Annotated in this window: 26 protein-coding genes and 2 tRNA genes; 12 read left to right on the forward strand and 16 right to left on the reverse strand. The window is 64.4% G+C overall.

What is annotated here, in order from left to right; all coding sequences use genetic code 11:
* Positions 1-40 precede the first annotated feature (40 nt).
* Positions 41-1,057, forward strand: a complete 1,017-nt coding sequence (locus tag FOB72_RS10140; RefSeq protein ID WP_150372394.1) for a class 1 fructose-bisphosphatase — start codon at positions 41-43, stop codon at positions 1,055-1,057.
* Positions 1,058-1,094: 37 nt separating this feature from the next.
* Here the strand turns inward: FOB72_RS10140 and FOB72_RS10145 are convergent, their stop codons facing one another.
* The 5 genes from FOB72_RS10145 to FOB72_RS10165 all read right to left on the reverse strand — a co-directional run bounded on the left by FOB72_RS10145 (position 1,095) and on the right by FOB72_RS10165 (position 5,733).
* Positions 1,095-2,378, reverse strand: coding sequence for a TRAP transporter large permease (locus FOB72_RS10145; RefSeq protein ID WP_150372395.1), 1,284 nt, complete (start codon positions 2,376-2,378; stop codon positions 1,095-1,097).
* Positions 2,369-2,818: a TRAP transporter small permease gene (locus tag FOB72_RS10150; RefSeq protein WP_150373849.1), complete on the reverse strand. Its 450-nt coding sequence runs from the start codon at positions 2,816-2,818 to the stop codon at positions 2,369-2,371. Before FOB72_RS10150 ends, FOB72_RS10145 begins: the two co-directional genes overlap by 10 nt.
* 117 nt (positions 2,819-2,935) lie before the next feature.
* Positions 2,936-3,940, reverse strand: coding sequence for a TRAP transporter substrate-binding protein (locus FOB72_RS10155; protein ID WP_191002127.1), 1,005 nt, complete (start codon positions 3,938-3,940; stop codon positions 2,936-2,938).
* 54 nt (positions 3,941-3,994) lie between these two features.
* Positions 3,995-4,891 carry an SMP-30/gluconolactonase/LRE family protein gene (locus FOB72_RS10160; protein ID WP_150372396.1) on the reverse strand — a complete coding sequence of 299 codons (897 nt, stop codon included), beginning with the start codon at positions 4,889-4,891 and terminating at the stop codon, positions 3,995-3,997.
* 5 nt (positions 4,892-4,896) lie between these two features.
* Positions 4,897-5,733, reverse strand: coding sequence for an NAD-dependent epimerase/dehydratase family protein (locus FOB72_RS10165; protein ID WP_150372397.1), 837 nt, complete (start codon positions 5,731-5,733; stop codon positions 4,897-4,899).
* Positions 5,734-6,059: 326 nt separating this feature from the next.
* On the opposite strand from FOB72_RS10165, the gene FOB72_RS10170 reads away from it, so the two are divergent.
* The 3 genes from FOB72_RS10170 to FOB72_RS32175 all read left to right on the forward strand — a co-directional run bounded on the left by FOB72_RS10170 (position 6,060) and on the right by FOB72_RS32175 (position 8,000).
* Positions 6,060-6,135 (forward strand) — tRNA-Thr (locus FOB72_RS10170).
* Positions 6,136-6,427: 292 nt separating this feature from the next.
* Positions 6,428-7,102, forward strand: a complete 675-nt coding sequence (locus FOB72_RS10175; RefSeq protein WP_150372398.1) for a DUF1120 domain-containing protein — start codon at positions 6,428-6,430, stop codon at positions 7,100-7,102.
* 226 nt (positions 7,103-7,328) lie between these two features.
* Positions 7,329-8,000, forward strand: coding sequence for a DUF1120 domain-containing protein (locus tag FOB72_RS32175; RefSeq protein ID WP_191002128.1), 672 nt, complete (start codon positions 7,329-7,331; stop codon positions 7,998-8,000).
* A gap of 340 nt (positions 8,001-8,340) precedes the next feature.
* Here FOB72_RS32175 and FOB72_RS32515 read toward each other — a convergent pair whose 3' ends face one another.
* Positions 8,341-8,550: a hypothetical protein gene (locus FOB72_RS32515; protein WP_223851294.1), complete on the reverse strand. Its 210-nt coding sequence runs from the start codon at positions 8,548-8,550 to the stop codon at positions 8,341-8,343.
* A gap of 211 nt (positions 8,551-8,761) precedes the next feature.
* Between FOB72_RS32515 and FOB72_RS10190 the strand changes: the two genes are divergently transcribed.
* Positions 8,762-9,433, forward strand: coding sequence for a DUF1120 domain-containing protein (locus FOB72_RS10190; RefSeq protein ID WP_150372400.1), 672 nt, complete (start codon positions 8,762-8,764; stop codon positions 9,431-9,433).
* An 87-nt stretch (positions 9,434-9,520) separates the two neighbouring features.
* Here the strand turns inward: FOB72_RS10190 and FOB72_RS10195 are convergent, their stop codons facing one another.
* The 5 genes from FOB72_RS10195 to FOB72_RS10215 form a co-directional block, all read right to left on the reverse strand.
* On the reverse strand, positions 9,521-10,051 hold the full coding sequence (locus tag FOB72_RS10195; RefSeq protein ID WP_150372401.1) for a chromate transporter: 531 nt from the start codon (positions 10,049-10,051) through the stop codon (positions 9,521-9,523).
* Positions 10,048-10,650, reverse strand: a complete 603-nt coding sequence (locus FOB72_RS10200) for a chromate transporter (RefSeq protein ID WP_223851295.1) — start codon at positions 10,648-10,650, stop codon at positions 10,048-10,050. Before FOB72_RS10200 ends, FOB72_RS10195 begins: the two co-directional genes overlap by 4 nt.
* A gap of 134 nt (positions 10,651-10,784) precedes the next feature.
* Positions 10,785-13,124, reverse strand: coding sequence for a DNA topoisomerase IV subunit A (gene parC / locus FOB72_RS10205; RefSeq protein WP_150372402.1), 2,340 nt, complete (start codon positions 13,122-13,124; stop codon positions 10,785-10,787).
* Between the two features lie 77 nt (positions 13,125-13,201).
* Positions 13,202-13,996 carry a lytic transglycosylase domain-containing protein gene (locus tag FOB72_RS10210; RefSeq protein ID WP_150372403.1) on the reverse strand — a complete coding sequence of 265 codons (795 nt, stop codon included), beginning with the start codon at positions 13,994-13,996 and terminating at the stop codon, positions 13,202-13,204.
* A 15-nt stretch (positions 13,997-14,011) separates the two neighbouring features.
* Positions 14,012-16,003: a DNA topoisomerase IV subunit B gene (locus FOB72_RS10215; RefSeq protein ID WP_150372404.1), complete on the reverse strand. Its 1,992-nt coding sequence runs from the start codon at positions 16,001-16,003 to the stop codon at positions 14,012-14,014.
* 220 nt (positions 16,004-16,223) lie between these two features.
* Between FOB72_RS10215 and FOB72_RS10220 the strand changes: the two genes are divergently transcribed.
* Together FOB72_RS10220 and FOB72_RS32180 are read left to right on the forward strand one after the other, a co-directional pair.
* On the forward strand, positions 16,224-17,435 hold the full coding sequence (locus FOB72_RS10220) for an MFS transporter (protein WP_150372405.1): 1,212 nt from the start codon (positions 16,224-16,226) through the stop codon (positions 17,433-17,435).
* A 5-nt stretch (positions 17,436-17,440) separates the two neighbouring features.
* Positions 17,441-17,587 (forward strand): hypothetical protein, encoded by a 147-nt coding sequence (locus FOB72_RS32180; protein ID WP_191002258.1) that lies wholly within the window; start codon positions 17,441-17,443, stop codon positions 17,585-17,587.
* Positions 17,588-17,609: 22 nt separating this feature from the next.
* Here the strand turns inward: FOB72_RS32180 and FOB72_RS10225 are convergent, their stop codons facing one another.
* Positions 17,610-19,538: an ATP-binding cassette domain-containing protein gene (locus FOB72_RS10225; protein ID WP_150372406.1), complete on the reverse strand. Its 1,929-nt coding sequence runs from the start codon at positions 19,536-19,538 to the stop codon at positions 17,610-17,612.
* A 514-nt stretch (positions 19,539-20,052) separates the two neighbouring features.
* Here FOB72_RS10225 and FOB72_RS10230 point away from each other — a divergent pair.
* Both FOB72_RS10230 and FOB72_RS10235 read left to right on the forward strand, forming a co-directional pair.
* Positions 20,053-20,997 (forward strand): amino acid ABC transporter substrate-binding protein, encoded by a 945-nt coding sequence (locus FOB72_RS10230; RefSeq protein WP_150372407.1) that lies wholly within the window; start codon positions 20,053-20,055, stop codon positions 20,995-20,997.
* A gap of 100 nt (positions 20,998-21,097) precedes the next feature.
* Complete coding sequence (locus FOB72_RS10235) at positions 21,098-22,018, forward strand: amino acid ABC transporter substrate-binding protein (protein WP_150372408.1); 921 nt, start codon at positions 21,098-21,100, stop codon at positions 22,016-22,018.
* Positions 22,019-22,036: 18 nt separating this feature from the next.
* Here the strand turns inward: FOB72_RS10235 and FOB72_RS10240 are convergent, their stop codons facing one another.
* On the reverse strand, positions 22,037-22,561 hold the full coding sequence (locus FOB72_RS10240; RefSeq protein ID WP_150372409.1) for a hypothetical protein: 525 nt from the start codon (positions 22,559-22,561) through the stop codon (positions 22,037-22,039).
* Positions 22,562-22,888: 327 nt separating this feature from the next.
* Here FOB72_RS10240 and FOB72_RS10245 point away from each other — a divergent pair, with 327 nt between their 5' ends.
* Positions 22,889-23,221 (forward strand): DMT family transporter, encoded by a 333-nt coding sequence (locus FOB72_RS10245; protein ID WP_150372410.1) that lies wholly within the window; start codon positions 22,889-22,891, stop codon positions 23,219-23,221.
* A gap of 22 nt (positions 23,222-23,243) precedes the next feature.
* Here FOB72_RS10245 and FOB72_RS10250 read toward each other — a convergent pair whose 3' ends face one another.
* The 3 genes from FOB72_RS10250 to FOB72_RS10260 all read right to left on the reverse strand — a co-directional run bounded on the left by FOB72_RS10250 (position 23,244) and on the right by FOB72_RS10260 (position 24,381).
* On the reverse strand, positions 23,244-23,564 hold the full coding sequence (locus FOB72_RS10250; protein WP_150372411.1) for a hypothetical protein: 321 nt from the start codon (positions 23,562-23,564) through the stop codon (positions 23,244-23,246).
* 143 nt (positions 23,565-23,707) lie between these two features.
* A tRNA-Arg gene (locus FOB72_RS10255) sits at positions 23,708-23,782 on the reverse strand.
* Positions 23,783-23,895: 113 nt separating this feature from the next.
* Positions 23,896-24,381, reverse strand: a complete 486-nt coding sequence (locus FOB72_RS10260) for a lecithin retinol acyltransferase family protein (RefSeq protein WP_150372412.1) — start codon at positions 24,379-24,381, stop codon at positions 23,896-23,898.
* Positions 24,382-24,696: 315 nt separating this feature from the next.
* Here FOB72_RS10260 and FOB72_RS10265 point away from each other — a divergent pair, with 315 nt between their 5' ends.
* Both FOB72_RS10265 and FOB72_RS10270 read left to right on the forward strand, forming a co-directional pair.
* Positions 24,697-24,990 carry a hypothetical protein gene (locus tag FOB72_RS10265; RefSeq protein ID WP_150372413.1) on the forward strand — a complete coding sequence of 98 codons (294 nt, stop codon included), beginning with the start codon at positions 24,697-24,699 and terminating at the stop codon, positions 24,988-24,990.
* 109 nt (positions 24,991-25,099) lie between these two features.
* Entirely contained in the window at positions 25,100-25,873 is a 774-nt protein-coding gene (locus FOB72_RS10270; protein ID WP_150372414.1) for a PP2C family protein-serine/threonine phosphatase, read from the forward strand.
* The last annotated feature ends 15 nt before the right edge of the window (positions 25,874-25,888 follow it).

Here is a 25,888-nt window from a genome sequence, read left to right on the forward strand (position 1 = left end):
CGCCACGGTAAAATGGCGCCGATCCAAGGAGAACCCCACCATGACACGCATCAGTCTCACCCGATATCTGGTCGAGGAGCAGCGCAAGCACAACACGATTGAGCCCGAGCTGCGGCTGCTGATCGAAGTGGTTGCCCGCGCCTGCAAGGCCATCTCCAACGCCGTCAGCAAGGGCGCGCTCGCGGGCGTGCTCGGCTCGGCCGGCACCGGCAACGTGCAGGGCGAAACGCAGCAGAAGCTCGACGTGATCGCCAACGAGGTCCTGCTCGACGCCAACGAGTGGGGCGGCCACCTCGCGGCCATGGCGTCCGAGGAAATGGACTCGTTCTACGAGATCCCGAACCGCTATCCGAAGGGCGAGTACCTGCTGCTGTTCGATCCGCTCGACGGCTCGTCGAACATCGACGTGAACGTGTCCATCGGCACGATCTTCTCGGTGCTGCACATGCCGAAGCCGGGCCAGACCGTAACCGAGGCGGACTTCATGCAGCCGGGCACGCATCAGGTGGCGGCCGGCTACGCGGTGTACGGTCCGCAGACGACGCTGGTGCTGACGGTCGGCAACGGCGTGCATATGTTCACGCTCGATCGCGAAGCGGGCAGCTTCGTGCTGACGCAGCAGGACGTCAAGATTCCGGAAGACACCAAGGAATTCGCGATCAACATGTCCAACATGCGCCACTGGGCGCCGCCCGTGCGCCAGTACATCGACGAATGCCTGGCTGGCGAGGATGGTCCGCGCGGCAAGAACTTCAATATGCGCTGGATCGCCTCGATGGTTGCGGACGTGCACCGCATTCTCACGCGCGGCGGCATCTTCCTGTATCCGTGGGACAAGCGCGATCCGGACAAGCCGGGCAAGCTGCGCCTGATGTACGAGGCGAACCCGATGGCGATGCTCGTCGAGCAGGCCGGCGGCGCGGCCACCAACGGGCATGACCGGATTCTCGACGTGGAGCCGACCAAGCTGCATCAGCGCGTGTCGGTGATCCTCGGGTCGAAGAACGAGGTGGACCTCGTGACGCGCTACCACCGGGAAGCCGAAGGTAAGGCCTGACCGATCCACTCCCCCTCTCCCCATGGGAGAGGGGTTTTTATTTGAGCAGCAAATCCGGCAGCCACATCGAAAACGCCGGCACATAAGTCACCATCAGCAACGCCGCCAGCAACGCGCCGTAGAACGGCCAGATGGTCTTCATGACCTGCCCCACCGACACGCCGCCGATCGCGCACCCGACGAACTGCGTGGTCCCCACCGGCGGCGTATTCAACCCCAGCGCGCAATTGATCAGCATCAGCATGCCGAACTGCACGGGCCCCATGCCGTAGTGCTGGCAGATCGGCAGAAAGATCGGCGTGCAGATCAGGATCGTCGCGGCCATGTCGAGGAACGTGCCGAGCACGAACAGCAGCACGTTGACCATCAGGAAGATCATCCACGGCGTCGTCGACAGCGAACTCAGGAACTGGCCCGTGAGCTCGGCCACGCCATAGAGGCTGATCAGATAGCCGAACGTACCCGAGATGCCGATCAGCAGCAGCACCACACCCGTCGTCTTCACCGCCTTGGCCGCCGCGCGGATGAACTGTTCCTTCGTCAGCGAGCGATAGACCACCACGGTCAGCGTCAGCGCATAGAGCACCGCCACCGCCGCGGACTCGGTCGCCGTGAACACGCCCGACAGGATGCCCGCGAGAATCAGCACCACGACGAACAAGCCCGGCAACGCGGCCGCAAGCGAGTGGCCGACCATCTCCCAGCCCGGAAACGTGCCGGCCGGGTAGCCGCGCTTGCGTGCGACGAAGTACGCGGCCGCGAGATTGCATAGCGTGAGAATCAGCGCGGGAACCACGCCGGCCAGAATCAGCGCGGCAATAGACACCTTGCCGCCGGCGGCCAGCGTGTAGATGATCATGTTGTGGCTCGTTGGCATCAGCGCGCCCACCAGCGCCGCGTGCGTGGTCACGTTGACCGCATAGTCCGCGTGATAGCCCTCGCGCTTCATCATCGGGATCATCACGGCGCCCATCGCCGACACGTCGGCCACGGGCGATCCGCTGACGCCGCCGAACAGTGTGCAGGCCACCACGTTGGACATGCCGAGCCCGCCGCGCACATGGCCGGCCAGCGACTTGGCAAACCCGACGATGCGATCGGCAATGCCGCCGTACAGCATCAGCTCGCCCGCGAAGATAAAGAACGGAATGGCCAGGAACGAGAACGCGTTCATGCCCGACGTCATCTGCTGGAACACGACCGCAAGCGGCAGGCCTTCGTAGAGGATCGTCGCCACCGCCGAAAGCCCGATCGCAAACGCGACCGGCACGCCGAGAATCAGCAGCCCGAAAAAGCAGACGGAAAGAATGATCAGTGCCATGCGGGCTCCACTTCGGTCCCCTTGACCACCGCGATGATGCGTTCGATCGAGAACAGCACGATGAGCACGCCCGCGATCACGGGCGGCACATAGCGCCAGCCTTCCGAGATACCGAGCGTCGGCAGCTTGTAGTCGGCGACGGATAGCGCGAGCAGCGCGCAGTTCCAGGCCATCACCGCGCCGAACGTGCCGACCAGCGCGTGAATCAGGATCTCCAGCTTCAGGCGGACGCGCTGGGGCACGAGCACGAGCAGCGACTCGAGCCCGATATGGCCCGCGTCGCGCACGCCCACCGCGGTGCCGAGCATCGTCACGTACAGCACGAGCAGCATCGCAAGCGTTTCTGCCCATGTCGGCGTGTCGTTGAGCACGTAGCGGCCGAACACCTGCACGAGCACGGCGACGACGAGCAGGATCAGCCCGGTCACGCCGAGCGCCATGCAGGCGCGGGCGAGCATGGCGCAAAAGCGCGTATAGGCATTCGGCGTGTCGGCAACCTCGCCGCGCGCCGATGCGGAGGATGCAGGCGATGACGTCATCGAGATCTCCCCTGCCGATTACTTGGTCTCTTGCGCGCGCCGCACGTAATCCTTCATCTGCGGACTCGTGATAAAGCGGTCGTACACGGGCTTCATCGCGGCCTGGAACGAGCTCTTGTCCACCTGGATGATCTGCACGCCCGATGCTTCGACGATCTTGCGCGACTTCGTCTCGCGCTCGTCCCACAGCTTGCGCATATAAGGTACCGAGTCCTTCGCGGCCTGACGCACGAGCTGCTGGTCGGCCGGCGGCAGGCGGTCCCACGCGAGCTTCGAGAACAGCAGCATCTCGGGCGCCATCGAGTGCTCGGTCATCGAGTAGTACTTGGCCACCTCGAACTGGCGCGAGCTTTCATAGCTGGGCCAGTTGTTCTCGGCGCCATCGACGAGGCCCGTCTTCAGGCCCGTGTACACCTCGCCCCACGGCATCGGCGTGGCATTGGCATGCATCGCTTCCATCAGCGACACCCACAGGTCGGACTGCTGCACCCGGATCTTCATGCCCTTGGCATCGGCCAGCGTGCGAATCGGACGCTTGGTCGTGTAGAGCGAGCGCGAGCCGCTGTCGTACCACGCCAGCCCGATAAACCCGTTCTTCTCGCACGACTTCAGAATGTCGTCGCCGAGCGGGCCGTCGAGGACATGGCGCATATGCTCGGTGGAGCGGAACAGGAACGGCATCGTCGGGACGATCGTGGCCTCGCAGATATTGTTCATCGCGGCCGAGTTCACGCGCACCATCTGCAGCGCGCCGATCTTGGTCTGCTCGATGGCGTCCTTCTCGCTGCCGAGCGCGCCCTGCGCGAACACCTTGATCGACAGCCGGCCGTTGCTGCGCTGCTTGAGCAGCTCGCCCATATGGCGCACCGCGAGCACGGTGGGATAGTCCTCGGGGTGGATATCGGCCGAGCGGAAGTCTGCGGCCTGCGCGGCGGGGATGGCCAGCGTGGCCAAGGCGGCCATCGTGGCGAGCGCGCGCACGCCTGCGCGCTGGAACGAGCGGGTAAGGAACTTCGATGGCATCGGTGTCTCCGTTTGTAGTTATGACGCGATGATGAGATGGACAGGTCTTGCGGATCAGGGTTTCAGCATGGGCTCCGGAAGGCCCGGCACCCCCGGGCGCAGCGCGAACACGGCGCCGGAAAGCGGGTCCTCCGCGTCGCTCGTACGAATCGAGGTGACATAGAGCGTATCGAGCCGATCGCCGCCAAACGCGCACATCGCGGGCTTGGCCACCGGCACGGCAAGGCTGCGATCGAGCCTGCCTGCCGGCGTGAAGCGATGGATCTGCCCGGCATCGTTGCCGCAGATCCAGTAACAGCCCTCGGCATCGACGGCCGCGCCATCGGGCCGGCCCGGCAGCGTCGTCATATCGACGAACACGCGCCGGTTCGACGGCGTGCCCGTGTCGATGTCGTAATCGAACGCCCAGACGATCTGCCGCGACGGATGCGAATCGGACAGGTACATCGTGCGGCCATCGGGACTGAACGCGAGACCGTTGGGCGTGATCAGCGACGGCAGGACCGGCGTCAAGCCGTCATTGGCGTCATTGGCGTCATGGCGGTAGAGCTGGCCGTCGTCGGCGGCGAGCGACATGTCCATCACCATCGTGCCGGCCCAGAACCTCCCCTGCCGATCACAGCGCCCATCGTTGAAGCGCATGCCTTCACGCGCATGCGTAACCTTGGCCACGCGCCGCAGCACCGGCGTGGCCATCCCCGGCACGAACGCCGTCGCGCGGAACAGCCCGCTCTCCATCGCCAGCAGCCATCCGCCGTCGGCTGTCATCGCCATGCAGCCCGCCATCTCGGGCAATGTCCACGCGTTCGAATGGTTGCGCGATGGGTCCCAGCGCCAGAGCGTGCGATTCGGAATATCGGTCCAGTACAGCGCGCGTTCGCCGCCATGCCAGACCGGGCTCTCGCCGACGCCGCACCGCATGGTGCCGATCCGTTCGATCGAGGCCGGCATCGCGCTCAGTCCCCGAACGGACCAGCCTTGACGAATGCCCCGCCCTGATACCAACCAGCAGGATCATCTGCGGGCAGTGGCGGCACCGACTCGACCTTCGCGCGGAATTGCTCGGAGCTTTCGACGGGCTTGAAGCCCAGCCGCTCAGCCTTGCCGTTATCCCACCAGCGATCGCGATTGGCCGAAGCCCCATAGACGATCAGATTGCCCACATCGGGCACGAAGATCGAGCGCTTGATCAACTGCTCGAGGTCGTCATAACCGAGCCACGTGATCAGCATGCGGCGGTCTTTCGCTTCCGGAAACGACGAGCCGATACGCAGGCTCACGGTCTCGATACCGTAGCGATCGAAGTAGAAGCTTGCCATCTGCTCGCCGAACGCCTTGCTGATGCCGTAGTAGCCGTCGGGGCGCGGCACCGTGTCCGCGTCGAGCGTCTCGCCCTGCTTGTAAAAGCCGATGACGTGGTTCGAGCTCGCGAACACCACGCGCTTCACGCCGTGGCGACGCGCGGCTTCATAGAGGTTGTACGTGCCTTGAATATTTGCCGGCAGGATCTCCTCGAACGGCCGCTCCACCGAGACGCCGCCCAGATGCACGATCGCATCGACACCTTCGACCAGTGCATGCACGGCCTGCGGATCGGCGAGATTGCACGGCACGATCTCTTCCTGCCCGCGCGGGGCGCCGAGGTCCGCGATATCCGAGAGCCGGACCACATCGGCATACCGCTTGAGCCGGTCGCGCAGGACCTTGCCGAGGTTGCCCGCGGCGCCCGTCATCAGGATGCGATGGCAGCGCGTGGCGATACCGTCCAGCGGATCTTTCGATGCAAGAGACATGTTTTTTCGTCTGTTATTGATCTGTCGTCATACAACGTCTGCGCAATCTAAACCTGCGCCTCTAACCGGTCAATGCGGTTCTCATCGGTGTATTCCCTAGACGTTTTCTCTTGCAGACATGCACAAGGCGCGCGGCATTGACCCCGTTCAACCAGGCCCGTGCCATGACGAAAAGGTATGACGTCCTAGGACCATGTCAGCGCGACGACGGGCCCTCGAGCGCGCTCGGCGCCACAGAAAAAAATGGCACGGGGGCTTCACAAAACGCAAAGGCGCTGCTAATATCGCGGTCTCTTATCCGATGCAACGCAAATTCATCGGTGTGGGCCGAAGTAGCTCAGTCGGTAGAGCAGCTCATTCGTAATGAGAAGGTCGGGGGTTCGATTCCTCTCTTCGGCACCATAAAGAATTCAGTAGTACCAGGCACATCAGATGCCATTTAGAAACCCGCTTAGCGCAAGCTTCGCGGGTTTTTTGTTTTTTCCTCCCGCTGTCGGCGCACGTCGCGCGCCATCGCTGCGGCAGCCGCTCCCCTCCGCTCGAGCACGCGCCCGAGAACCCCACCCCACCTCGTAGTTCTACTAACTCATCAAACGTTTCACTGTTTTAAGGCTTCTTGCGATTCCGAGATCGGCGGCCATCGAGAAGACTGGGCCCCGTCTCAACTCACATCTCGCAAGCAACGTCGCATCACATGAAACCCAACATCCGTACCGCTGCCCTCACCCTCCTGCCCCTGACCGCGATCCTGACCGCAGCTTTTGCCGCGGACAACGCAGACCTGACGATCAAAGGCAGCATCCGACCATCCGCCTGCTCGATAAGCCTGTCAGACGACGCCCTCATCAGCTTTGGCACCATCTTCCCGTCATCGTTAAGCCAGACATCCGCTACCCGCCTTGCATCGAAACCCTTCACGCTGAGCATCCAATGCGATGCACCCACCAAGCTGGCACTCAGCTTGATCGACGGCCGCAAAGGCACCGCCAACAACGGCGCAGGCAACGCCATCTATCCATCCGATTCTGTCTGGTACGGCGTAGGCAACGTGGACGGCAAGAACATTGGCGCGTACACGATCCAACGCAATGACAGCACACCCGCCAATGCAGACGGCGAGGTGGCGACGAGGCTCTACACAACCGACGGCGGCGATACGTGGGGGCGCGCTCAACAAGTGGACTGGACGGAACCGGGAACCCGCGGACACGGCTGGTCGGTACGCGATGCGTCAGCACCGGGCGCATTCAAGACGATCACCCAGCAATGGCAACTCGATTTCGCCATCGGCAAAGCCACCGACCTGCCACCACTCACCAGCGACATCCAACTCGACGGTCTGGTCACATTCCAGATCAAGTACCTGTAACAACCTTAGCGCACATCGACGTAACGGCGCACATAACGAAATCGCCAGGATACGCATGCAGCACAATGCTTGCGACTTATCACCCTATTTCATCGCAGTTTTACGAAGTATTAGGCGTTTTCCGTTTTTAGTTTTTTTACGATTCAGAGATAGCCGTCCAACGACCAAACTTCAGTCGTTCCCCAGCGAACACCGCTTCTTAAACTCTGAGATACATCGAAATATCATGAACACGACTATTCGCAACACCGCCCTCGCCGCCCTCCTGTTTGCCGCCGCTTCCGGCGCCGCCTTCGCTGCCGACTCGGCTGACCTGACGGTCAAGGGTGTCATCAAGCCCTCCATCTGCAATGTCGCACTTCCGGACGGTGGCGTCATCGATTTCGGCACTATTACTGCCTCATCGCTTAGCGCCACCAATGCCACTCCGCTCACCGAAAAGTGGCTCGACTTCACCATCACTTGCGACAGTGCAGCGAAAGTCGCCGCGAAGGTCATCGATAACCGGAGCGGGACTGCGAGTCTCAACGATGTAGGCATTGGGGGTCAAGCTTATAAATTTGGCTTCGGCGAGCAGTCCGGCAAGAAGTTGGGCGCTTACACCATTACGGCGACTCCATATTCGACGGTGGACGGCGCATACGTGAACAATTCGACGAATATCCTTGCATCGACCGATAATGGTAAAACTTGGACAAGAAACGCGGCGTCTGCTCGTGCCGATGGCTCGAGTATTCTCGCCCTCAATGCCGCAGGTGGAGACTCGCCAGCCGCTGGCAAAGTATTTAAGTATTCGCTCCGAGTGAACGGCGCAATTGAAAGCACGTCTAACCTGCCGGCACTTACGACCGACATTTCGCTCGACGGCAACGCTACGTTCACGGTCATTTACCTGTAACATCGTTCAGTCGGAAAATTTGATCTATGCCGCCCCCGCTCCCTGAGGACAGGAGGCGCACCTTTTAGCATTGCTACCAACAAAAAAGCCCCGCATGGCAGAAACCGTGCGGGGCTTTTCGTTGTCGTCAGGAGACGGCGTTCATCAAACCGCCGGTTCTGGCCGTACTGCTTCGAGATCGGCGACCTGCCGTCGCTTACGCAAGACGTGGCTATCGACGGTTCCGCAACCATCACGCTCAAGTCACTGAGGCAAAAGTGGGCGCCCTACACCAACCCCAACAACCCCGCCCCTGCCCCCAGCGCCACCAGCGCCAGCGGGTGCACCTTCGTCTTCAGCATCAGCCATACGTCAGCAACGTCACCGCGATCGCGGTCCAGCTGTGGTCTACGCTGGCGGCCAGTAGCCAGCCGGTGGGCATCAGCAGACCGATGGTCAGGGCTGAGAGGCCCTCCTTTATCAGGTTGGGCCAACGCGCATGAGGGGCGCGGCCGGCGATGTGTTCGAAGCTTGGGGCGATGATGCTCGACGGGTCGACCATGCCGGTCATCGCGGCGAAGGTCCCCCGTGGGCCTGCTACTTGCCAGCCGAATAGGGCTACGAACTGGCAGGGTGAGTAGATAACCATGACGGTCAGTACCGCGCCGGCGATGCGTTTCCGTTTTTAGCTTATCTACGATTCAGAGATATCCGCCCCACGACCAAACTTCAGTCGTTCCAGCACGAACACTGCCTCTAAACTCTGAGGTACATCGAAGTATATGCACACGACTATTCGCAGCACCGCCCTCGCCGCCATCCTATTTGCCGCCGCTTCCAGCGCAGCTTTCGCTGCCGACTCGGCTGACCTGACGGTCAAGGGTGTGATCAAGCCCGCCGCCTGCAACGTCACCCTCGCCGGCGGTGGCATTCTTGATTTCGGTACCATCGCCGCGAACACCCTCAGCGCTACCGCAGCGACGGTGCTGCCGACCAAGAGCTCTTCCTTCACGGTCACATGCGACGCGGCCACCAAGGTCATGTGGGGCTCCACCGACAACCGTGCCGGCACCGTCAATGCGTCCGCTGGCCCAGCCGTGTTCAACGGCGCGGTTGCCCAATTCGGCGTTGATGCCGTCGGTGGCAAGAACGTTGGCGCTTACAGCATCGAGATGAACGAGCGGCCGACTGCGGATGGCCAACCAGTTGATATGATTGCCACCTTCGATAAAGGCAATGCCTGGGCCACCTACACGTCTGCTGTCGCACGCAATACCACCGCAGACCAAGCCATGTCGTGGGCGACTAGCGGCACGAAGATCCCGGGCGCTTTCAAGACCATGACGCAGCCCTTCACGGTCAAGCTGGCAATCGGCAAGACCGGCGAACTGCCTGCGCTGACGCAAGACATTGCCATCGACGGTTCGGTCACCTTCTCACTCAAGTATCTGTGATCGTTCTGTCGGAACGGACAAACGCGGCATGAACAAATGGCCCGCCTTACCGGCGGGCCATTTGCGTTTGTACGATTCCTTGCGGTCTTACACCAGCCCCAGCAACCCCGCCCCCGCCCCCAACGCCACCAGCGCCAGCGGGTGCACCTTTGTTTTCAGCATCAGCCATACCGTTAGCAGCGTTACGGCAATCGCGGTCCAGCTGTGGTCTACGCTCGCGGCCAGTAGCCAGCCGGTGGACATCAGGAGGCCGATCGTTAGCGCTGAGAGGCCTTTCTTGATCAGGTTGGGCCAACGCGCATGCGGGGCGCGGCCGGCGAAGTATTCGAAGCTCAGGGCGATGATGCTCGACGGGCCGACCATGCCGGTCATGGCGGCGAACGTGCCTTGCGGGCCGGCTACCTGCCAGCCGAATAGGGCGACGAATAGCACGTTGGGGCCGGGAGAGGCTTGCGATATGGCGTATAGCGCCGAGAACTGCTGATCGGTCATCCAGCCGTTGGCTTCGACCAGATACCTGTGCATGTCGGGGATGGTTGTCGCGCCGCCGCCGATCGATAGTAGTGACAGCATGCCGAAATGGCCTAGCAGGCTGCGGAGGATTTCAGCCGTGGTCATGCGGCCTCCTTGTTGCTCGCGCGGTGTTCCGCATACAGCGCCACCGGCACGAGCACGGCCATCACGGGGACCAGTGGCAGGTGTAGCAGGCCGATGGTGATGAATGCCGCGACGCCTATCAGCAGTGCTCGGATCGTTCTTGGCTGGCTTTGGGCCAGTTTGCAGCCGGTGGAGAGGATGAGTCCGGCCGAGACGGCGGTCATGCCGGTTAGCATGCGGCGGACGGCTTCTACGTCCTGGTAGTGTTGGTAGAGGACCATGACTGTCAGCACCACGACCATTGGCACCAGCACGAGGCCTGAAAAGGCCGCTACGGCCCCGCGGAGACCGGCGAACCTCAGGCCTAGCATCAGCGAGACGTTGATGACATTCGGGCCGGGCAGCACCTGGCCTACGCTTAGCACTTCTACGAAGTCTTTGTCGTTGAGCCAGCGGTTGCGTTCGACGACTGCGCGTCTGACGAAGGGGAGGACGCCGCCGAAGCCTGTCAGGCCCATGCGGGCGAATTCGAAGAACAGGGTGCGGGCGTTGGGGGGTGGAGCCAGTTCTGGATCGGTGGGGGTGGTCGGGGGCATGGCTCGTGTCTCTGTCTTGATCATCGTACCGCCGCTCTCCGGCGGGTTCTCGTGCGGTTATAACGTCGGCAGCTTTCTGCTGCCTTGCCCTGTGTGAAAAAGCCCCGCATGGCAGAGACCAGGCGGGGCTTTTTGTTGTCGTCAGGAGACGGGGGGCATCACGCCGCCGGTTCCGGCCGTACAGCTTCGATGCGCACATCCTTCAGCTTGGCTTCCACTGCCTTGCCCTTGCGCGCGCGCTTGCCCACGAACGGCAGCAGCGTCTTGCCCCTCAGCGTCTGCGGCGGTACCTTGCCGCCGCGCTGGCCGGTGGCCGAGACGATCAGGCCCGGCGCCCCCACGGCAATCGCCTGCACCAGTTGCTCCTTGTCTTCGAGCTCCATCAGCATCACGCCGCGGCCGCCGGCCGAGAGGACCTTGATTTCCTCGAACGCGACCAGCAGCAGGCGGCCGTTGCCGGAGACGCAGGCCGCGTGGGTCGCGTCGTCGGTCAGGGCCTCGGGCTTCAGCAGGACGTCGCCGTCTTCCAGCGTCACGAACGACTTGCCGCCCTTCTGGCGGCTCGTCATGTCGCCGATCTTCGTCAGGAAGCCGTTGCCGCTCGAGGCCGCCATCAGCATACGTTGTTCGGCGTTACCCGCGAACGTATGCGCGATCTGCGTGCCCGGCGCGAGTTCGATCAGCGTGGTCAGGGGCACGCCATCGCCACGGCCGCCCGGCAGGCTTGCCACCGCGACCGAATAGACGCGGCCATTGGTGCCGAAGGCCAGCAGCGTGTCCACGGTGCGGCATTCGAACGTCGCGTACAGCGCATCGCCGGCCTTGAACGTGAACTGCTGCGAATCGTGGCCATGGCCCTGGCGCGTACGGACCCAGCCCTTGCCCGACACGACGACCGTCACCGGCTCGTCGATGACACGGACCTCGGCGGCGGCACGACGCTCTTCCTGAATCAGCGTGCGGCGCGGATCCTTGTCTTCCGGGCTGTATTGCTTGGCGTCCTGCTCGATCTCCTTGATGATGCGACGGCGCATCATCGTCTCGGACTTCAGCAGCACATCGAGTTCGGCCTGCTCGTCGCGCAGCTTCTTGAGCTCCTGCTCGATCTTGATCGCTTCCAGACGTGCCAGCTGGCGCAGGCGAATCTCGAGAATATCCTCGGCCTGTCGGTCGGACAGGTTGAATGCCTCGATCAGCGCGGGCTTCGGCTCGTCGCTCTCGCGGATGATGCGAATCACCTCGTCGATATTGAGCAGCACCAGCATGCGCCCTTCGAGGATATGGATGCGATCCTCGACCTTGGTGAGCTGGAAGCGCGTGCGCTTGGTCACCGTCTCGAAGCGGAACGCGATCCACTCGCGCAGGATCTCGGCCAGCCCCTTCTGACGCGGCCGGCCATCCTTGCCGATCATCACGAGGTTGATCGGCGCGCCCGACTCGAGGCTCGTATGCGCGAGCAGCGTCTGGATAAATTCCTGCTGCTCGATGTTCTTGCTCTTGGGCTCGAACACCAGACGCACCGGTGCATCCTTGCCGGACTCGTCGCGTACCGCGTCGAGCACGCCCAGCATCGTGGTCTTGAGCTGCGTCTGCTCCGTGGACAGCGCCTTCTTGCCCGCACGAATCTTCGGATTCGTGATTTCCTCGATTTCCTCGAGCACCTTCTGCGCCGACGTGTTCGGCGGCAGCTCGTGCACCACCATCTGCCACTGGCCGCGCGCCATCTCCTCGATGGTCCAGCGCGCGCGCACCTTCAGGCTGCCGCGGCCGCCTTCGTAGATCTGCGCGATATCGGACGCCGGCGAAATGATCTGGCCCCCGCCCGGATAGTCCGGACCGGGCATCAGCGTCAGCAGTTCGGCGAGCGTGATGTTCGGGTTGCGGATCATCGCCACCGTGGCCGCCGCGACCTCGCGCAGGTTGTGCGGCGGGATTTCGGTGGCCATGCCCACGGCAATGCCGGAGGCGCCATTGAGCAGCACCATCGGCAGCCGCGCCGGCAGCACCTTCGGTTCTTCCTCCGAGCCGTCGTAGTTCGCCACGAACTCCACGGTGCCCTGGTCGATCTCGTCGAGCAGCAGGCGCGCGATCGGCGTCAGGCGTGCTTCCGTGTATCGCATCGCGGCGGCGCCATCGCCATCGCGCGAACCGAAGTTGCCCTGCCCGTCGATCAGCGGATAGCGCAGCGAGAAGTCCTGCGCCAGACGCACCAGCGCGTCGTACGCGGACTGGTCACCGTGGGGGTGGTATTTACCGAGGACTTCACCGACCACGCGCGCGGACTTCACGGGCTTGGAGTCGGCGCGCAGGCCCATCTGCTGCATCGCGAACAGGATGCGGCGTTGCACGGGCTTCTGGCCGTCGGTCACCTCGGGCAGCGCGCGGCCCTTGACCACGCTCACGGCATAGTCGAGGTACGCGCGTTCCGCGTAACGGGCGAGCGTCAGCGAATCGGCCGGCTCATCGGGTTGGTACGTAATGTCTTGTTGGTCGTCCATGGTAGGCAGGCAGACGGCACGAGCGCCGTGGCTGAGCGGAGTTCCGGTCAGCGGAGGATTCTAAATGACTGGGAAGACTACGGCATGTTTCGGCGGCCGCCGATCACCATCCTGACGCGCGAGGGCCCTTCGCCACTGGCCGTGCGGACCACCGCGCCGGCGGGCTGATAGAGCTGATAGAACGCCAGAACGGTGCTCACGTACTGCCGTGTCTCCGGATAGGGCGGAATCTGGTTGTTGTAGCGCTGCACCGCGCCCTCGCCCGCGTTGTACGCGGCCAGCACCAGTTCCAGGTTGTTCGGGAACAACTCCATGAGCCAGCGCAGATAGCGCACGCCCGCGGAAATATTCATGCGCGGGTCGGCCAGCTTCTGCTCGACCGTGCGCCGCTTGTCGGCATTGACGCCGAAGCGCGCGCCGGTGTCGGGGATCACCTGCATCAGGCCAATCGCCCCCTTGGGCGAGACGGCCGACGGATTGAAACCGGATTCCACCGCCATGACCGCCTTGACCAGCGCGGGATCGACGTTCTGGCCCTGCGCGATCTGCTCGATCATCGGATCGACCACCTTGAGGTTCGGGTGGTTGAGCACGTAGCGGTACAGCTTGTTCGCCTCGGGGTCGCCACCGACGGGCCGCGGCAATGCGGCCCGCAGGCCGGGGCGGGACAGATTGGCGGTGTCGAGCGTGCCGCCGTCCTTCATGAACAGCTTGTAGCGCTCGTCGAGCTTCTGGTCGGAGAAATGCGCGACGCCGTCGCCATCGACGTACCCGTAGAGTTCCGCGCGCGCGGCGGACGTCGCGCACAACGCGGCGATGGCGAGCACGGATGCCGCCAGTCGACGTTTCGTTGTGGTTGAGCCGTTCACCATGCGCACTGTCTCTCCTTAGATGTCGGCCTCTACCTCGTTGCCCTTTTCCTCGAGCCACGAGCGGCGCTGCGACGCCTCGCCCTTGCCCATGAGCATGTTCATCATGGTCACGGTCTGCGGGAGGTCGAACTCGCCGAGCGCCACCGGCAGCAACCGGCGCGTATCGGGGTTCATCGTCGTTTCCCACAGCTGCTCGGCGCTCATCTCGCCCAGGCCCTTGAAGCGCGAGATCTGCCACGCGCCTTCCTTGACGCCGTCCTTGAGCAGCTTGTCCTGGATGGCCTCGAGTTCGCCCTCGTCCAGCGCATAGAGCTTCTGCGCGGGCTTCTTGCCGCGCGCGGGCGCATCCACGCGGAACAGCGGCGGGCGCGCCACGCATACGTTGCCGTTGTCGATGAGCTTCGGGAAATGGCGGAAGAACAGCGTGAGCAGCAGTACCTGGATATGCGCGCCGTCCACGTCCGCATCGGAGAGTATGCAGATCTTGCCGTAGCGCAGGTTGGACAGGTCCGGCTCGTCGTTCGCGCCGTGCGGGTCCACGCCAATCGCCACCGCGATGTCGTGCACTTCGTTGTTGGCGAACAGGCGGTCGCGCTCGGTCTCCCACGTGTTGAGCACCTTGCCGCGCAGCGGCAGGATGGCCTGGAATTCCTTGTCGCGGCCCATCTTCGCCGAACCGCCGGCCGAGTCGCCCTCGACGAGGAACAGTTCGTTGCGCGTGACGTCCGTCGATTCGCAATCGGTCAGCTTGCCGGGCAGCACGGCCACGCCGGAGCCCTTCTTCTTCTCGACCTTCTGCGCCGCGCGCGTGCGCGCCTGCGCCTGGCGAATCACGAGTTCGGCGAGCTTCTTGCCGTAGTCGACGTGATGGTTGAGCCAGAGCTCCAGCGCGGGCTTGCTGAACGTGGAGACCAGACGCACGGCGTCACGGCTGTTCAGCCGTTCCTTGATCTGCCCCTGGAACTGCGGGTCCAGCACCTTGGCGGACAGCACGAACGAGGCGCGCGCGAACACGTCCTCGCTCATGAGCTTGACGCCCTTGGGCTGCAGCGCGTGCATCTCGATAAAGCTCTTCACGGCCTGGAACAGGCCCTCGCGCAGGCCGGATTCGTGCGTGCCGCCGGCCGGCGTGGGAATCAGGTTCACATACGATTCGCGCACGGGCGAACCGTCCTCGGTCCATGCCACGACCCACGATGCACCTTCGCCGTGGGCAAAGCCTTCCTCCCCGGGATTGTTGTCCGGATCGGCGAAATGCTCGCCCTCGAACATCGGAATGACGAGTTCGGCGCCGCTGCCCTGTGCAAGCGCTTCGACCAGATAGCCTTTCAGGCCCTGGTCGTACTGCCACGTCTGCGACTCGCCGGTCTTCTCGATGACGAGCGTCACCTTCACGCCCGGCAGCAGCACAGCCTTGCTGCGCAGCAGCCGCTGCAGTTCGGCCTGCGGGATGGTGGCGGTATCGAAATACTTCGCGTCCGGCCAGACCTGCACGCGCGTGCCGTTCTTCTTCTCGCCGCGCTCGAGCTTGCGCGTGGCCAGTGCCTTGGTGACATCGCCGCCCGAGAACGTCAGCGTGGAATAGCTGCCGTCGCGCCAGACCGCGACGTCGAGCTGCGTGGCCAGCGCGTTGGTCACGGACACGCCCACACCGTGCAGGCCGCCCGAGAATGCGTACGCGCCGCCCTTGCCCTTGTCGAACTTGCCGCCCGCATGGAGGCGCGTGAACACGATCTCGACCACGGGCACGCCCTCCTCGGGGTGGATCCCCACGGGAATGCCGCGGCCGTCGTCCTCCACGCTGACGCTGCCGTCCTTGTGCAGGGTCACGAGGATCTCGGTGCCGTGGCCGCCAAGGGCTTCGTCCGACGCGTTGTCGATGACCTCCTGCACGATATGCAGGGGGTTGTCGGTACGGGTGTACATGCCGGGCCGTTGCTTGACCGGCTCCAGGCCCTTCAGGACCCGGATGGAAGATTCGCTGTACTGACTGGTTTTGCTCGCCATGGCGTCGCTACGGGAGTCGCTCAAATAAGTGGGTGTGGCCGCCGCGGCGGCCGGGATGCGCAGCATTGTAATGGATGCCCAGACCGGGCAATCGGTTCCGCAGCGGGACGAGTTGGCGTCACTTTCCCCGGGATGACTGGGCGGGAGTACACTTCCAGCGGCCTTCACCGGCGTAAAACATCAAAAATAACGCAACATCGCGAGACATCCGAGCCACGACATGACAGACAGAAAACTCTCCCTGACGACCGTGCTGGTGTGCGGCGGCCTCCTCGTCACGCTATCGATGGGTATCCGGCACGGTTTTGGCCTGTTCAACCTGCCGATCACGCAGGCGCATGGCTGGAATCGGGAAACCTTTGCCTTCGCGCTCGCGCTGCAGAACCTGATGTGGGGCGCGAGCCAGCCGTTTGCCGGCGCGCTCGCCGACAAGTTCGGCGCGCTGCGCGTGATGCTGGTCGGCGTGGTGCTGTACGTGGGCGGGCTCGTCGTCATGGCGCTGTCCAGCAGCGGCACGGCATTCGCGTCGGGCGCGGGCATCATGATCGGCATCGCCCAGGCCGGCACCACGTATAGCGTGGTCTATGGCGTGATCGGCCGCGTGGCAAGCGCGGAGAAGCGCGTGTGGGCCATGGGAATTGCCGCCGCGGCCGGCTCGTTCGGCCAGTTCCTGATGATTCCGGTGGAGCAGACGCTGATTTCGACCACCGGCTGGCAGAACGCCCTGTTCGTCATGGCCGCGATGGCCTGCCTGATGCTGCCGCTGGCCTTCTCGCTGCGCGAGCCGAAGATGGCGCCGAGCACGGGTGGCCATCAGCAGACCATCGGTGAAGCCACGCGCGAGGCGTTCGGCAACCGCAACTTCCAGCTGCTGACGCTGGGCTATTTCGTCTGCGGATTCCAGGTGGTGTTCATCGGCGTGCATCTGGCGCCGTACCTCAAGGAGCAGGGTTTTATCGATCCGAAGATCGCGACCGTGGCGCTTGCGCTGATCGGGCTGTTCAACGTGTTCGGCACCTACACCGCTGGGGCCATGGGGCAGCGCCTGCCCAAGCGCTATCTGCTGTCGTTTATCTACATCGCGCGGTCGTTCGTGATTGCGGGCTATCTGCTGTTGCCGCTGACGGCCATGAGCACGTGGGTCTTTGCCGCGCTGATGGGCTTCCTGTGGCTCTCCACGGTGCCGCTGACCAACGGCATCATCGCGCAGGTGTTTGGCGTCAAGTACCTGTCGATGCTCTCGGGCGTGGTGTTCTTCTCGCACCAGATCGGCAGTTTTCTCGGCGCGTGGCTCGGTGGCTTTCTGTTCGACCGTACCGGCAGCTACAACACGGTGTGGCTGATTGCGATTGCGCTCGGCGTGCTGGCCGCGCTCGTCAATCTGCCGATTCGCGAGCAGGCGCTCGTGCGGCCGCAACCGGTGCCGGTGTGAGCATCATGACGGCCATGACCACGCGCGAGCGCTGGCTGCGGGGCATCGGGCTCGTTGCCCTCGGTGCCGTGCTCGCCGCGGGATTTCTTGCCTATCTGCGGCCGGCGTTCATGGTCGATCTGACCAATATGGTGCTGGCCTGGTGCGGATAGGCAGGCGCGGCTGACGACGGCTTCACGGTGTCTCGCCGCGGTTCTTCGCTTCCAGCACTTCCCAGCGCTCCAGCGCTTCCAGCAGTTCCATCTCGATCTCGTCGTGGCGCGTCGCCAGCTGCGCGGCGCGCGGCGGGTCGGTCGCATAGAGCGAGCCGTCCTCGAGCTGGCCGCCGATGGTCTTCTGCTCCGCTTCCAGCGAGGCAATGCGCTCGGGCAGGCCGTCGAGCTCGCGCTGCTCCTTGTACGACAGCTTGACGGTCCGGTTGGCGCCGCGCGAGTCGCGCGTGTTCTGCGCCCTGGCCGCTTCGGCGGGTTTCGGTTCCGCCTGCCTTGCCGATTGCATCGCCGCCGCGCGGGCCGATTGCGCTTCCCAGTCCGAATAGCCGCCGACCGATTCGCGCCAGAGGCCATCGCCTTCGGCCGCGATCGTCGACGTCACCACGTTGTCCAGGAACGCGCGATCGTGCGATACGAGGAAAACCGTGCCGCTGTAGTCCTGCAGCAGTTCCTCGAGCAGTTCCAGCGTATCGATATCGAGGTCGTTCGTCGGTTCGTCGAGCACGAGCACGTTGGCCGGCCGCGCGAACAGGCGCGCGAGCAGCAGGCGGTTGCGCTCGCCGCCCGACAGCGACTTGACCGGCGAACGCGCGCGTTCCGGTGCGAACAGAAAATCGCCGAGGTAGCTCATCACGTGCTTGCGCTGGCCGTTGACCTCGACCCAGTCGCTGCCGGGGCTGATGGTGTCCGCGAGCGAGCGTTCGAGGTCCAGCTGCGTGCGCATCTGGTCGAAATACGCGACCTGCAGGTTGCTGCCGTTGCGCACGGTGCCGCTATCCGGCGCGAGTTCCCCGAGGATCAGCCGCAGCAGCGTGGTCTTGCCCGCGCCGTTCGGTCCGATCAGGCCGACCTTGTCGCCACGCATGATCGTGCCCGTGAAATCGCGCACCACGGTCTTGTCGCCGTACGCCTTGGAGACGTCCGTCAGCTCGGCCACGATCTTGCCCGAGCGGTCCGCCTGCGAGACTTCCAGCTTGACGTTGCCCTGCACCTCGCGGCGTTCCGCGCGCTCGGAGCGCATGGCCACCAGCCGCTGGATGCGGGCGACGCTGCGCGTGCGGCGCGCTTCCACGCCCTTGCGAATCCACACTTCTTCCTGCGCCAGCAGCTTGTCGAACTTGGCCTGCTCCACCGCTTCCGCGGCCAGCAGATCGGCCTTGCGCACCTGATAGGCGGCGAAGTTGCCGGGAAACGAAACCAGCCGGCCGCGATCGAGTTCGATGATGCGCGTGGCCACGCGGTCCAGGAATGCGCGATCGTGGGTAATCAGCAGCACGCTGCCGCGGAAGCCGAGCAACAGGTCCTCGAGCCAGCGGATGGCCGCCACGTCGAGGTGGTTGGTCGGTTCGTCGAGCAGCAGGATATCGGGTTCCGCGACGAGGCCCTGGGCCAGCGCCACGCGTTTCTGCAGACCGCCCGACAGGGCATCGACGCGCGTATGCGGATCGAGGTTCAGCCGGGCGAGCGTGGTCTCCACGCGCGTGCGCAGCTGCCAGGCATCGGCGGCATCGAGCTCGGACTGCAGGCGGTGCAGTTCGGCCAGTGTGGCTTCGTCCTGATGCGCTTCGAGCTTCGCGGCCACGGCTTCGTAGCGCACGAGCAGATCGTGCGCGGACCCCATCCCCTGGGCCACCGCATCGAACACGGTAATGCCGGGGGCAAATTGAGGCTCTTGCGGCACATAAGCGGTGGTAACGCCGCTCTGGCGCGCGATCAGGCCGTCGTCGGGCGCGGACAGGCCGGCGACGATCTTGAGCAGCGACGACTTGCCGGTGCCATTGCGGCCGATCAGGCCGACGCGTTCGCCGGCTTCGAGCGAGAAATCGGTGTGGTCGAGCAGTGCGACGTGCCCGAACGCGAGTTGGGCATCGGAAATGGAAAACAGGGCCATGGAGTTTGACGGTGCGTGCGTACGGCGTGGCCCGGATTGTAGACGAGCGGGCTGGCGAGCCGGCAAAAGCCGGGCGGCGAGGATCGCGCGGCCGGCGATGCAAAAAGAAAAGGCCCGTTCGATGACGGGCCCAAGAGTCTCTCCTCGGTGCCCTGCTCGCAAGGCACGACTGAAGCATACCCAGAGGGCGGCGCGCGAATAAGTCGGACAACTCCTTAAGGGAAAGCCCCCGTCAACCGGAACACGCGCCGACCGTTGCATGCCCGCACGCATTTCCTTTGCGACGGTTGTGTCACAACGCTCCGGCATGGAACAATTCGAGCCTGTCGCCCTGGTCAGCGACAACCCCTCGTAGTTCCGTGGACGTTCCCGGCAGCACGACGCACCAGCACGACGCACCAGCACGACGCACCAACCAGAGCCGGAACCATCCGGCCGTATGTGATCACCATCTGTGGATGGCGCCGATGTCATGCCACACGTTGTCTCACTTTACTCGGACGGGTGAATAACCATGAACACATTGGTCTTGCCGCGGCGCGGACGCTCCGCGCTCTTCCTGGCCGTTGCCGCATCGGTGCTGCTGTCGATGCTGCCCCTCACCGCCGCGCACGCGGCCCAGCCGAACGTGCCACCCGGCAATTCGGTCGTGCAGCGCATTCAGGTAACGGGCGTCCTCCGCATCGCCCATCGCGAAAGCTCCGTGCCGTTCTCGTTCGTCGCCGATGGCAAGCCGATGGGCTACGCGGTGGACCTGTGCCTGCGCGTGGCCGAATCCCTGCGCACCGCGCTCAAGATGCCGCAGTTGCGCGTCGAGTACGTGCCCGTCTCGCCGGCCAGCCGGATTCCGGCCATCGTCGAGGGCAAGGCCGATCTCGAGTGCGGATCGACGACGAACAATCGCGACCGCCGCGAGCTCGTGGCCTTTACGGTGCCCCACTACATCGCGGGCAGCCGCATGATCGTGAAGACCGATTCGGGCCTGCACAAGTGGAGCGACCTGCGTGGCAAGACCGTGGTCTCGACCACTGGCACCACGCCGCTCGTGCAGGTGCGCAAGATGAACGAGTCCGGCGCGCTGGGCTGGAAGATCGTCGAAGCGAAAGACCATGCGGAAGCCTTCGCGATGATCGAGTCGGGGCGCGCGGACGCGTTCGTGATGGACGACGTGCTGCTGTACGGCCTGCGTGCCAACGCGAAGACGCCCGCGCAGTTCACGGTCACCGGCGATCTGCTGACCATCGAACCGTACGCGATCATGCTGTCGAAGCATGACCCCGAGTTCAAGAAGCTCGTGGACAAGGCGATCATCGCTTCCATCTACGACCAGGAAACGCAGAAGCTCTATCGCAAGTGGTTCCAGTCTCCGATTCCGCCGAACGGCATCACGCTCGACATCCCGATGAGCTATCTGCTGCGCGACTCGTTCAAGTTCCCGAGCGACAAGGTCGCCGACTGACCGACCAGCGAATCGGCGTGTTTCGCTGAGACAGTTGTGTCACGGCGTTTGGCCGTGGAAGAATCGCTCCGACCTTTTGTCTCTGGTGTCTGGAGCGACGATGACGCGTGGGCTTGTTTGCAAGTTTGGCGTGGCAAGCCTGCTTGCCACGATCTGCTGGGCGGCACTGGGCGCGCCGCAGGCCAGCGCGACCGCCGCGGGCGGTACCGTGTTGCAGCGAATTCGCCAGTCCGGCACCGTGCGCCTCGCCTATCGCGAGTCGGCGGTGCCGTTTTCGTATGTGGTCGATGGCAAGCCCGCGGGCTACTCCATCGACCTGTGCATGCGCGTCGTCGCGGCGATACGCTCCGCGCTGGCGATGCCGGGCTTGCGGGTCGCGTGGGTGCCCGTCACGCCGACCACGCGCGTGGATGCCATCGCGGACGGCACCGCTCATCTGGAATGCGGCACCACCACCAATACGCGCGAACGCCGCGCGCGCGTGGCCTTCACGATTCCGCATTTCATCGCGGGCACGCGCATGCTCGTCAAGGCGGCCTCCACCATCAACGACTGGAGCGATATCCATGGCAAGACCGTTGCATTGGCCGCGGGCGCCACGTCGCGCGCGGCCGTGGAACGGCTGCCGCAGACGCATGCGGTGGACGTGAAGGTCATGGAAGTGGCCGAGGTCAACGACGCGATGGCCCTGCTCGACGCGGGGCACGTGTACGCCGTGGTGGCTGGCAATGTGCAACTGGCGGGGCTCGCCGCGGCGGCGAAAGATCCCAGGCAATATGCGATACGGGGCGCGATGCTCGCCATCGAGCCGTACGCGATGATGCTGCCGAAGGACGATGCCGAGTTCAAGACGATCGTGGATCGCGCGATGGTGGCGTCGATCCACGAGCGGGAGACACAACAGCTGTATCGCAAGTGGTTCCTGTCGCCGATTCCGCCGCGCAACGTCACCCTCGATATCCCGATGGGCTATCTGCTGATGGAGTCGTTCCGGTTTCCGAGCGACAAGGTGGCCGATTGATGGATCGGCCGGCGAGGCTTACAGCAGCAGGAACGAGATATCGGTGCGCGTGATACGCGTGACAGGCGTGCCCTTGCGGCGCTGGAACAGCACGTGCTCGAGCACGCGGTCGCGATGCTCGGCAAAGACCTTCGGATCGAAACGGAGGGCCGACGTGGCGTAGTGTTCGGCCAGCAGCTTGTAGACGCGATGGCGCACGAGCAGCATCTCGTTGTCGGACCGCAGCCGCGCGATTTCGGCGTCGCGCTCTTCCTCGATCTGCCGCATGCTCACGACCACGCGCGCATGCATGCCGCGGTAGCGGTCGATCTCCGCATGCGCCTTGCGCAGTTCCTCGCGCAGGTTGCGCATTTCCTGCATGAGCTTCAGGTTCTGCTGGACGCCTCGCTGGATGCGACTGGCCTCTTCCAGGGCGTGGTCGGCGGCGGCGATCGTGTTCTGCCAGACTCCATCGCTCCCCTCGCCGCCATCGCCCTGCCCCGCGTCGATGCCAACGGCCCGCGAAGCCGGCCAGATGGTGGCCGCATCGATATCGTTCCGCATTTACCCGCTCCCCAGATTCCTGTCGCTCCGCCCGGCATTGTTTGCGATGGCCGGCATGGTCGGAGCGTGCCGCCGCGACTGATTCGACTTCATTTCTCACCTTTCCCGCGTTCCCACCGGCGGGCGTGCAAGCCGATTTTGTAATTTCTACCTGCATTCAACCCCCCTCCGACGCGGGGCACAACCACCGTAAGGGAGGGTAACCAAGAGGGTCACCGAAGCGCCTGCAACCGTTGCCGGGCGCGCGTTTCGGGGCGTTTGAGGGTCACGCCCGCATAATATGGGGCATAAGCGCCTTTTGCTTCCCTTTTAAGCTTTCTTTACGCTATGACCAACGGTTATCTCCTGCTTGCATTGGCCATCGTGGCCGAAGTCATCGCCACCAGCAGCCTGAAGGCGGCCGAGAATTTCACGCGCCTCTGGCCGAGCGTTCTCGTGGTGACGGGGTATGTGGCGGCGTTCTGGCTGCTGATGCAGGTCATGAAGACCGTGCCGGTGGGCGTCGCGTACGCGATCTGGAGCGGCGCGGGCATCGTGCTCGTGACGCTGATCGCGGCCGTGGCCTACCGGCAGGTGCCGGATCTGGCGGCGTGCGCCGGCATCGGGCTGATCATCGCGGGGGTCGCGGTAATCCAGTTGTTCTCGAAGTTCTCGCACTGAGCGCCGCGGGCGCGGCTGGACGTCAGCCGCGCGGGGGCAGCATGCGCAGCAGGCGGTTGACCTGGGCGATGGTGTCGCACTCGTCGGCCCCGCGCTGGCGGCGGTGGCTGATGATGTCGAGGATCACGCGAATCTGCCCATTCTTGGTGTCGCAGCCCGGCTTGTTCGGATCGTTGCAGACGACCTCGATCTCGCTGCGCAGGCTTTCCTGCACGATGTCGAGCATCGCGGTGCAGCCCGACGTATCGGCGAGCCCGGGATCGGGCGCGACCGCGAGCGCCTGCGCGGCGAGCATGCCGGCCAGTGCAGGCAGGCTGCGATGAATGGTCTTCAGTAAGTGCATAACATGCGCGGGATTCGGTCGAGCGCGGTCCGGGTTCGAACGAACAGGGCCGCGTGAAGCCGACATCATAGCCGGTCGCCGGGCGGACGACGGAAAACGAGGGAGTCAGAAACGGACGATTGCGTGCGATAGCGCGCGAAACATGGTCCCGCCGACAGGAATCGAACCTGTATCTAGCGCTTAGGAGGCGCTCGTTCTATCCATTGAACTACGGCGAGCGGACCAGCGCACCCGTTGCCGGGAGCAGGGGCGGAGTATAGCAAAACGATGTGTGCCGGGTAACGAAAAAGGCCTGCCCTCGGACGAGACGGGCTTGCGCGGCGTCCTTCCGCTACGCCGCGCTTGCCACCGTTCCCGCCTCGATCGTCAGCCCCGATGGCAGCACGCGGCGCAGCAGCAGGAGGGCGACCTGCATGCCCTCGCGGGGATGGCGGATGCAGGCCTCCACCTGTTCGCTGCGGGCGACGCCGCGGACGCACCACGTGCAGAAGTGTTCGCAGTTGTTGGTCAGCAGGTGATAGCGGTCTTCGCCGAGGCGGGAGCGGGCGCGGTGGACGGCCTGGGCGCCCAGGTAGCGGGCGAACGGTTCGGGCTTGACCGTGACCGGGTTGCCATGGGCGAACGCTTCGAGCGAGATTTCTTCGACGGGGGCCGCGTGCAGCGCGTCGCAGAAGCCGCCGTAGTGAATGACGCGGCCGCGGCCGACGTAGATGCCGTGGTGGAAGTACCCGTCGCGTGCGGTCACGAGGTGCGTGCCGGGCAGGTAGGCGTCGGGGGCGTAGTCTCCTCGGATCTGGGCTTGGGCTCGGGGTTGCATGGCGGTCTCGTTCGGTGAGTTGTTGTTTGCTGGCTGGCGGCAACCTTTCTGCATCAAGCGTGCCAGTGGGGGCGCCGCCTCGCGCGCCGCGGCGTGGCGCTGGATCGCGGGCGATGGCGGTCTCGCAACGCCGGAATGGGTCGGTTGCCATCCAACATATCGGCCCGCACGTGTTGGCCCGGCGCCGACCGTTCGAGACCGGACCGCGCGGGCCATCCCGCCAGATCAAGGGATGGCGGGACGCGCCCTGCGACGCGGCGATTGGCACGCCGTTTGCTGTATCTGTGGCACTGCCATCCCCGATTGGAGACCGCCATGGCCACCCTCACGATCAAGGACCTCGCCGTCCGCCGCGAACTCGATTTCCGCGCCATGTCCTGTGTGCGGGGCGGCGGCGCGCAATGGGTGTTCGGCTGGATTCAGCCCTATGTTGCCCCGCGCCAAAGTGCCATGGCACCTGTCGTGAACTTTTACGAGATCAATTACAGCTTCTATGCTGAACAGATGAACAATCAGTTCCAGAACATCGACGTCCGCAACGACGCGCCGAATTCCTCGATCAGCGTCGATGCGGGCCAGGGTGCGAAGAACAAGGGCCGGCTGGTCTGAGCCGGCATCGGGAGCCCGCCCCCGGCATCGTCGGAGCGGGCGCGCCGTTATGCTGCCCCGGGGGGCGGCGCTTGCGCGGAGCCGCCTTTGATCCGCGCCGGAGAGCACCGTGACCTGCGCTACGCAATTCCGCTGGACCTCCGCCGCCTGCACGGACGTTGGACTGGTCAGGGAACGCAATGAAGACGCCTGCTTCGATGCCCCCGAGCGCGGCATCTGGGCGGTTGCCGACGGCATGGGCGGCCATGCCGTGGGCGACTTCGCCAGCCGCACGATCGTGCAGGCCCTCGACGCGATGCCTCCGACGCAGGAGCTCGACGAGGCGGTGGCCGCGGCCCGCGCGACGCTGCAGGCCGTCAATCAGGTGCTGATCGACGAGGCGGCGCGCATGCAGGTGCGCGTGATCGGCAGCACCGTGGTGGCGCTGATGGCGTGCGAGCGGCGGTGTGCCTGCCTCTGGGCCGGCGACAGCCGCCTCTATCTGTTCCGCGATGGGCACCTGAAGCAGCTGACGCGCGACCACAGTCAGGTGGAGCGCCTGCGCGCGCGTGGGCTCATCACGGCCGAGCAGGCGCGGCGCCATCCTGCGCACAACACGATTACGCGCGCGGTGGGGGCGGCCGCGGCGCTGAACCTGGAGGACCTGCAGATCGAGATCGGCGATGGCGATATGTTCCTGCTATGCAGCGATGGGCTCAGCAACGAAGTGGAGGACCCCGCGATCGCGGAGGCGATGGCGAGCGGCGACTGCACGGCGGCGGCGCGCGAGCTCGTGGATCTTGCGCTGGCCAATGGCGGGCATGACAACGTGTCGGTGATCGTGATTCGGGCCGAGGATATCGGTGGGGGATCGGATCGGACGTTGTTGAATCCGGAAGTCTGAGCCGACCCGCCCTGC

The organism is Cupriavidus pauculus, assembly GCF_008693385.1.
GTDB lineage: Bacteria > Pseudomonadota > Gammaproteobacteria > Burkholderiales > Burkholderiaceae > Cupriavidus > Cupriavidus pauculus_D.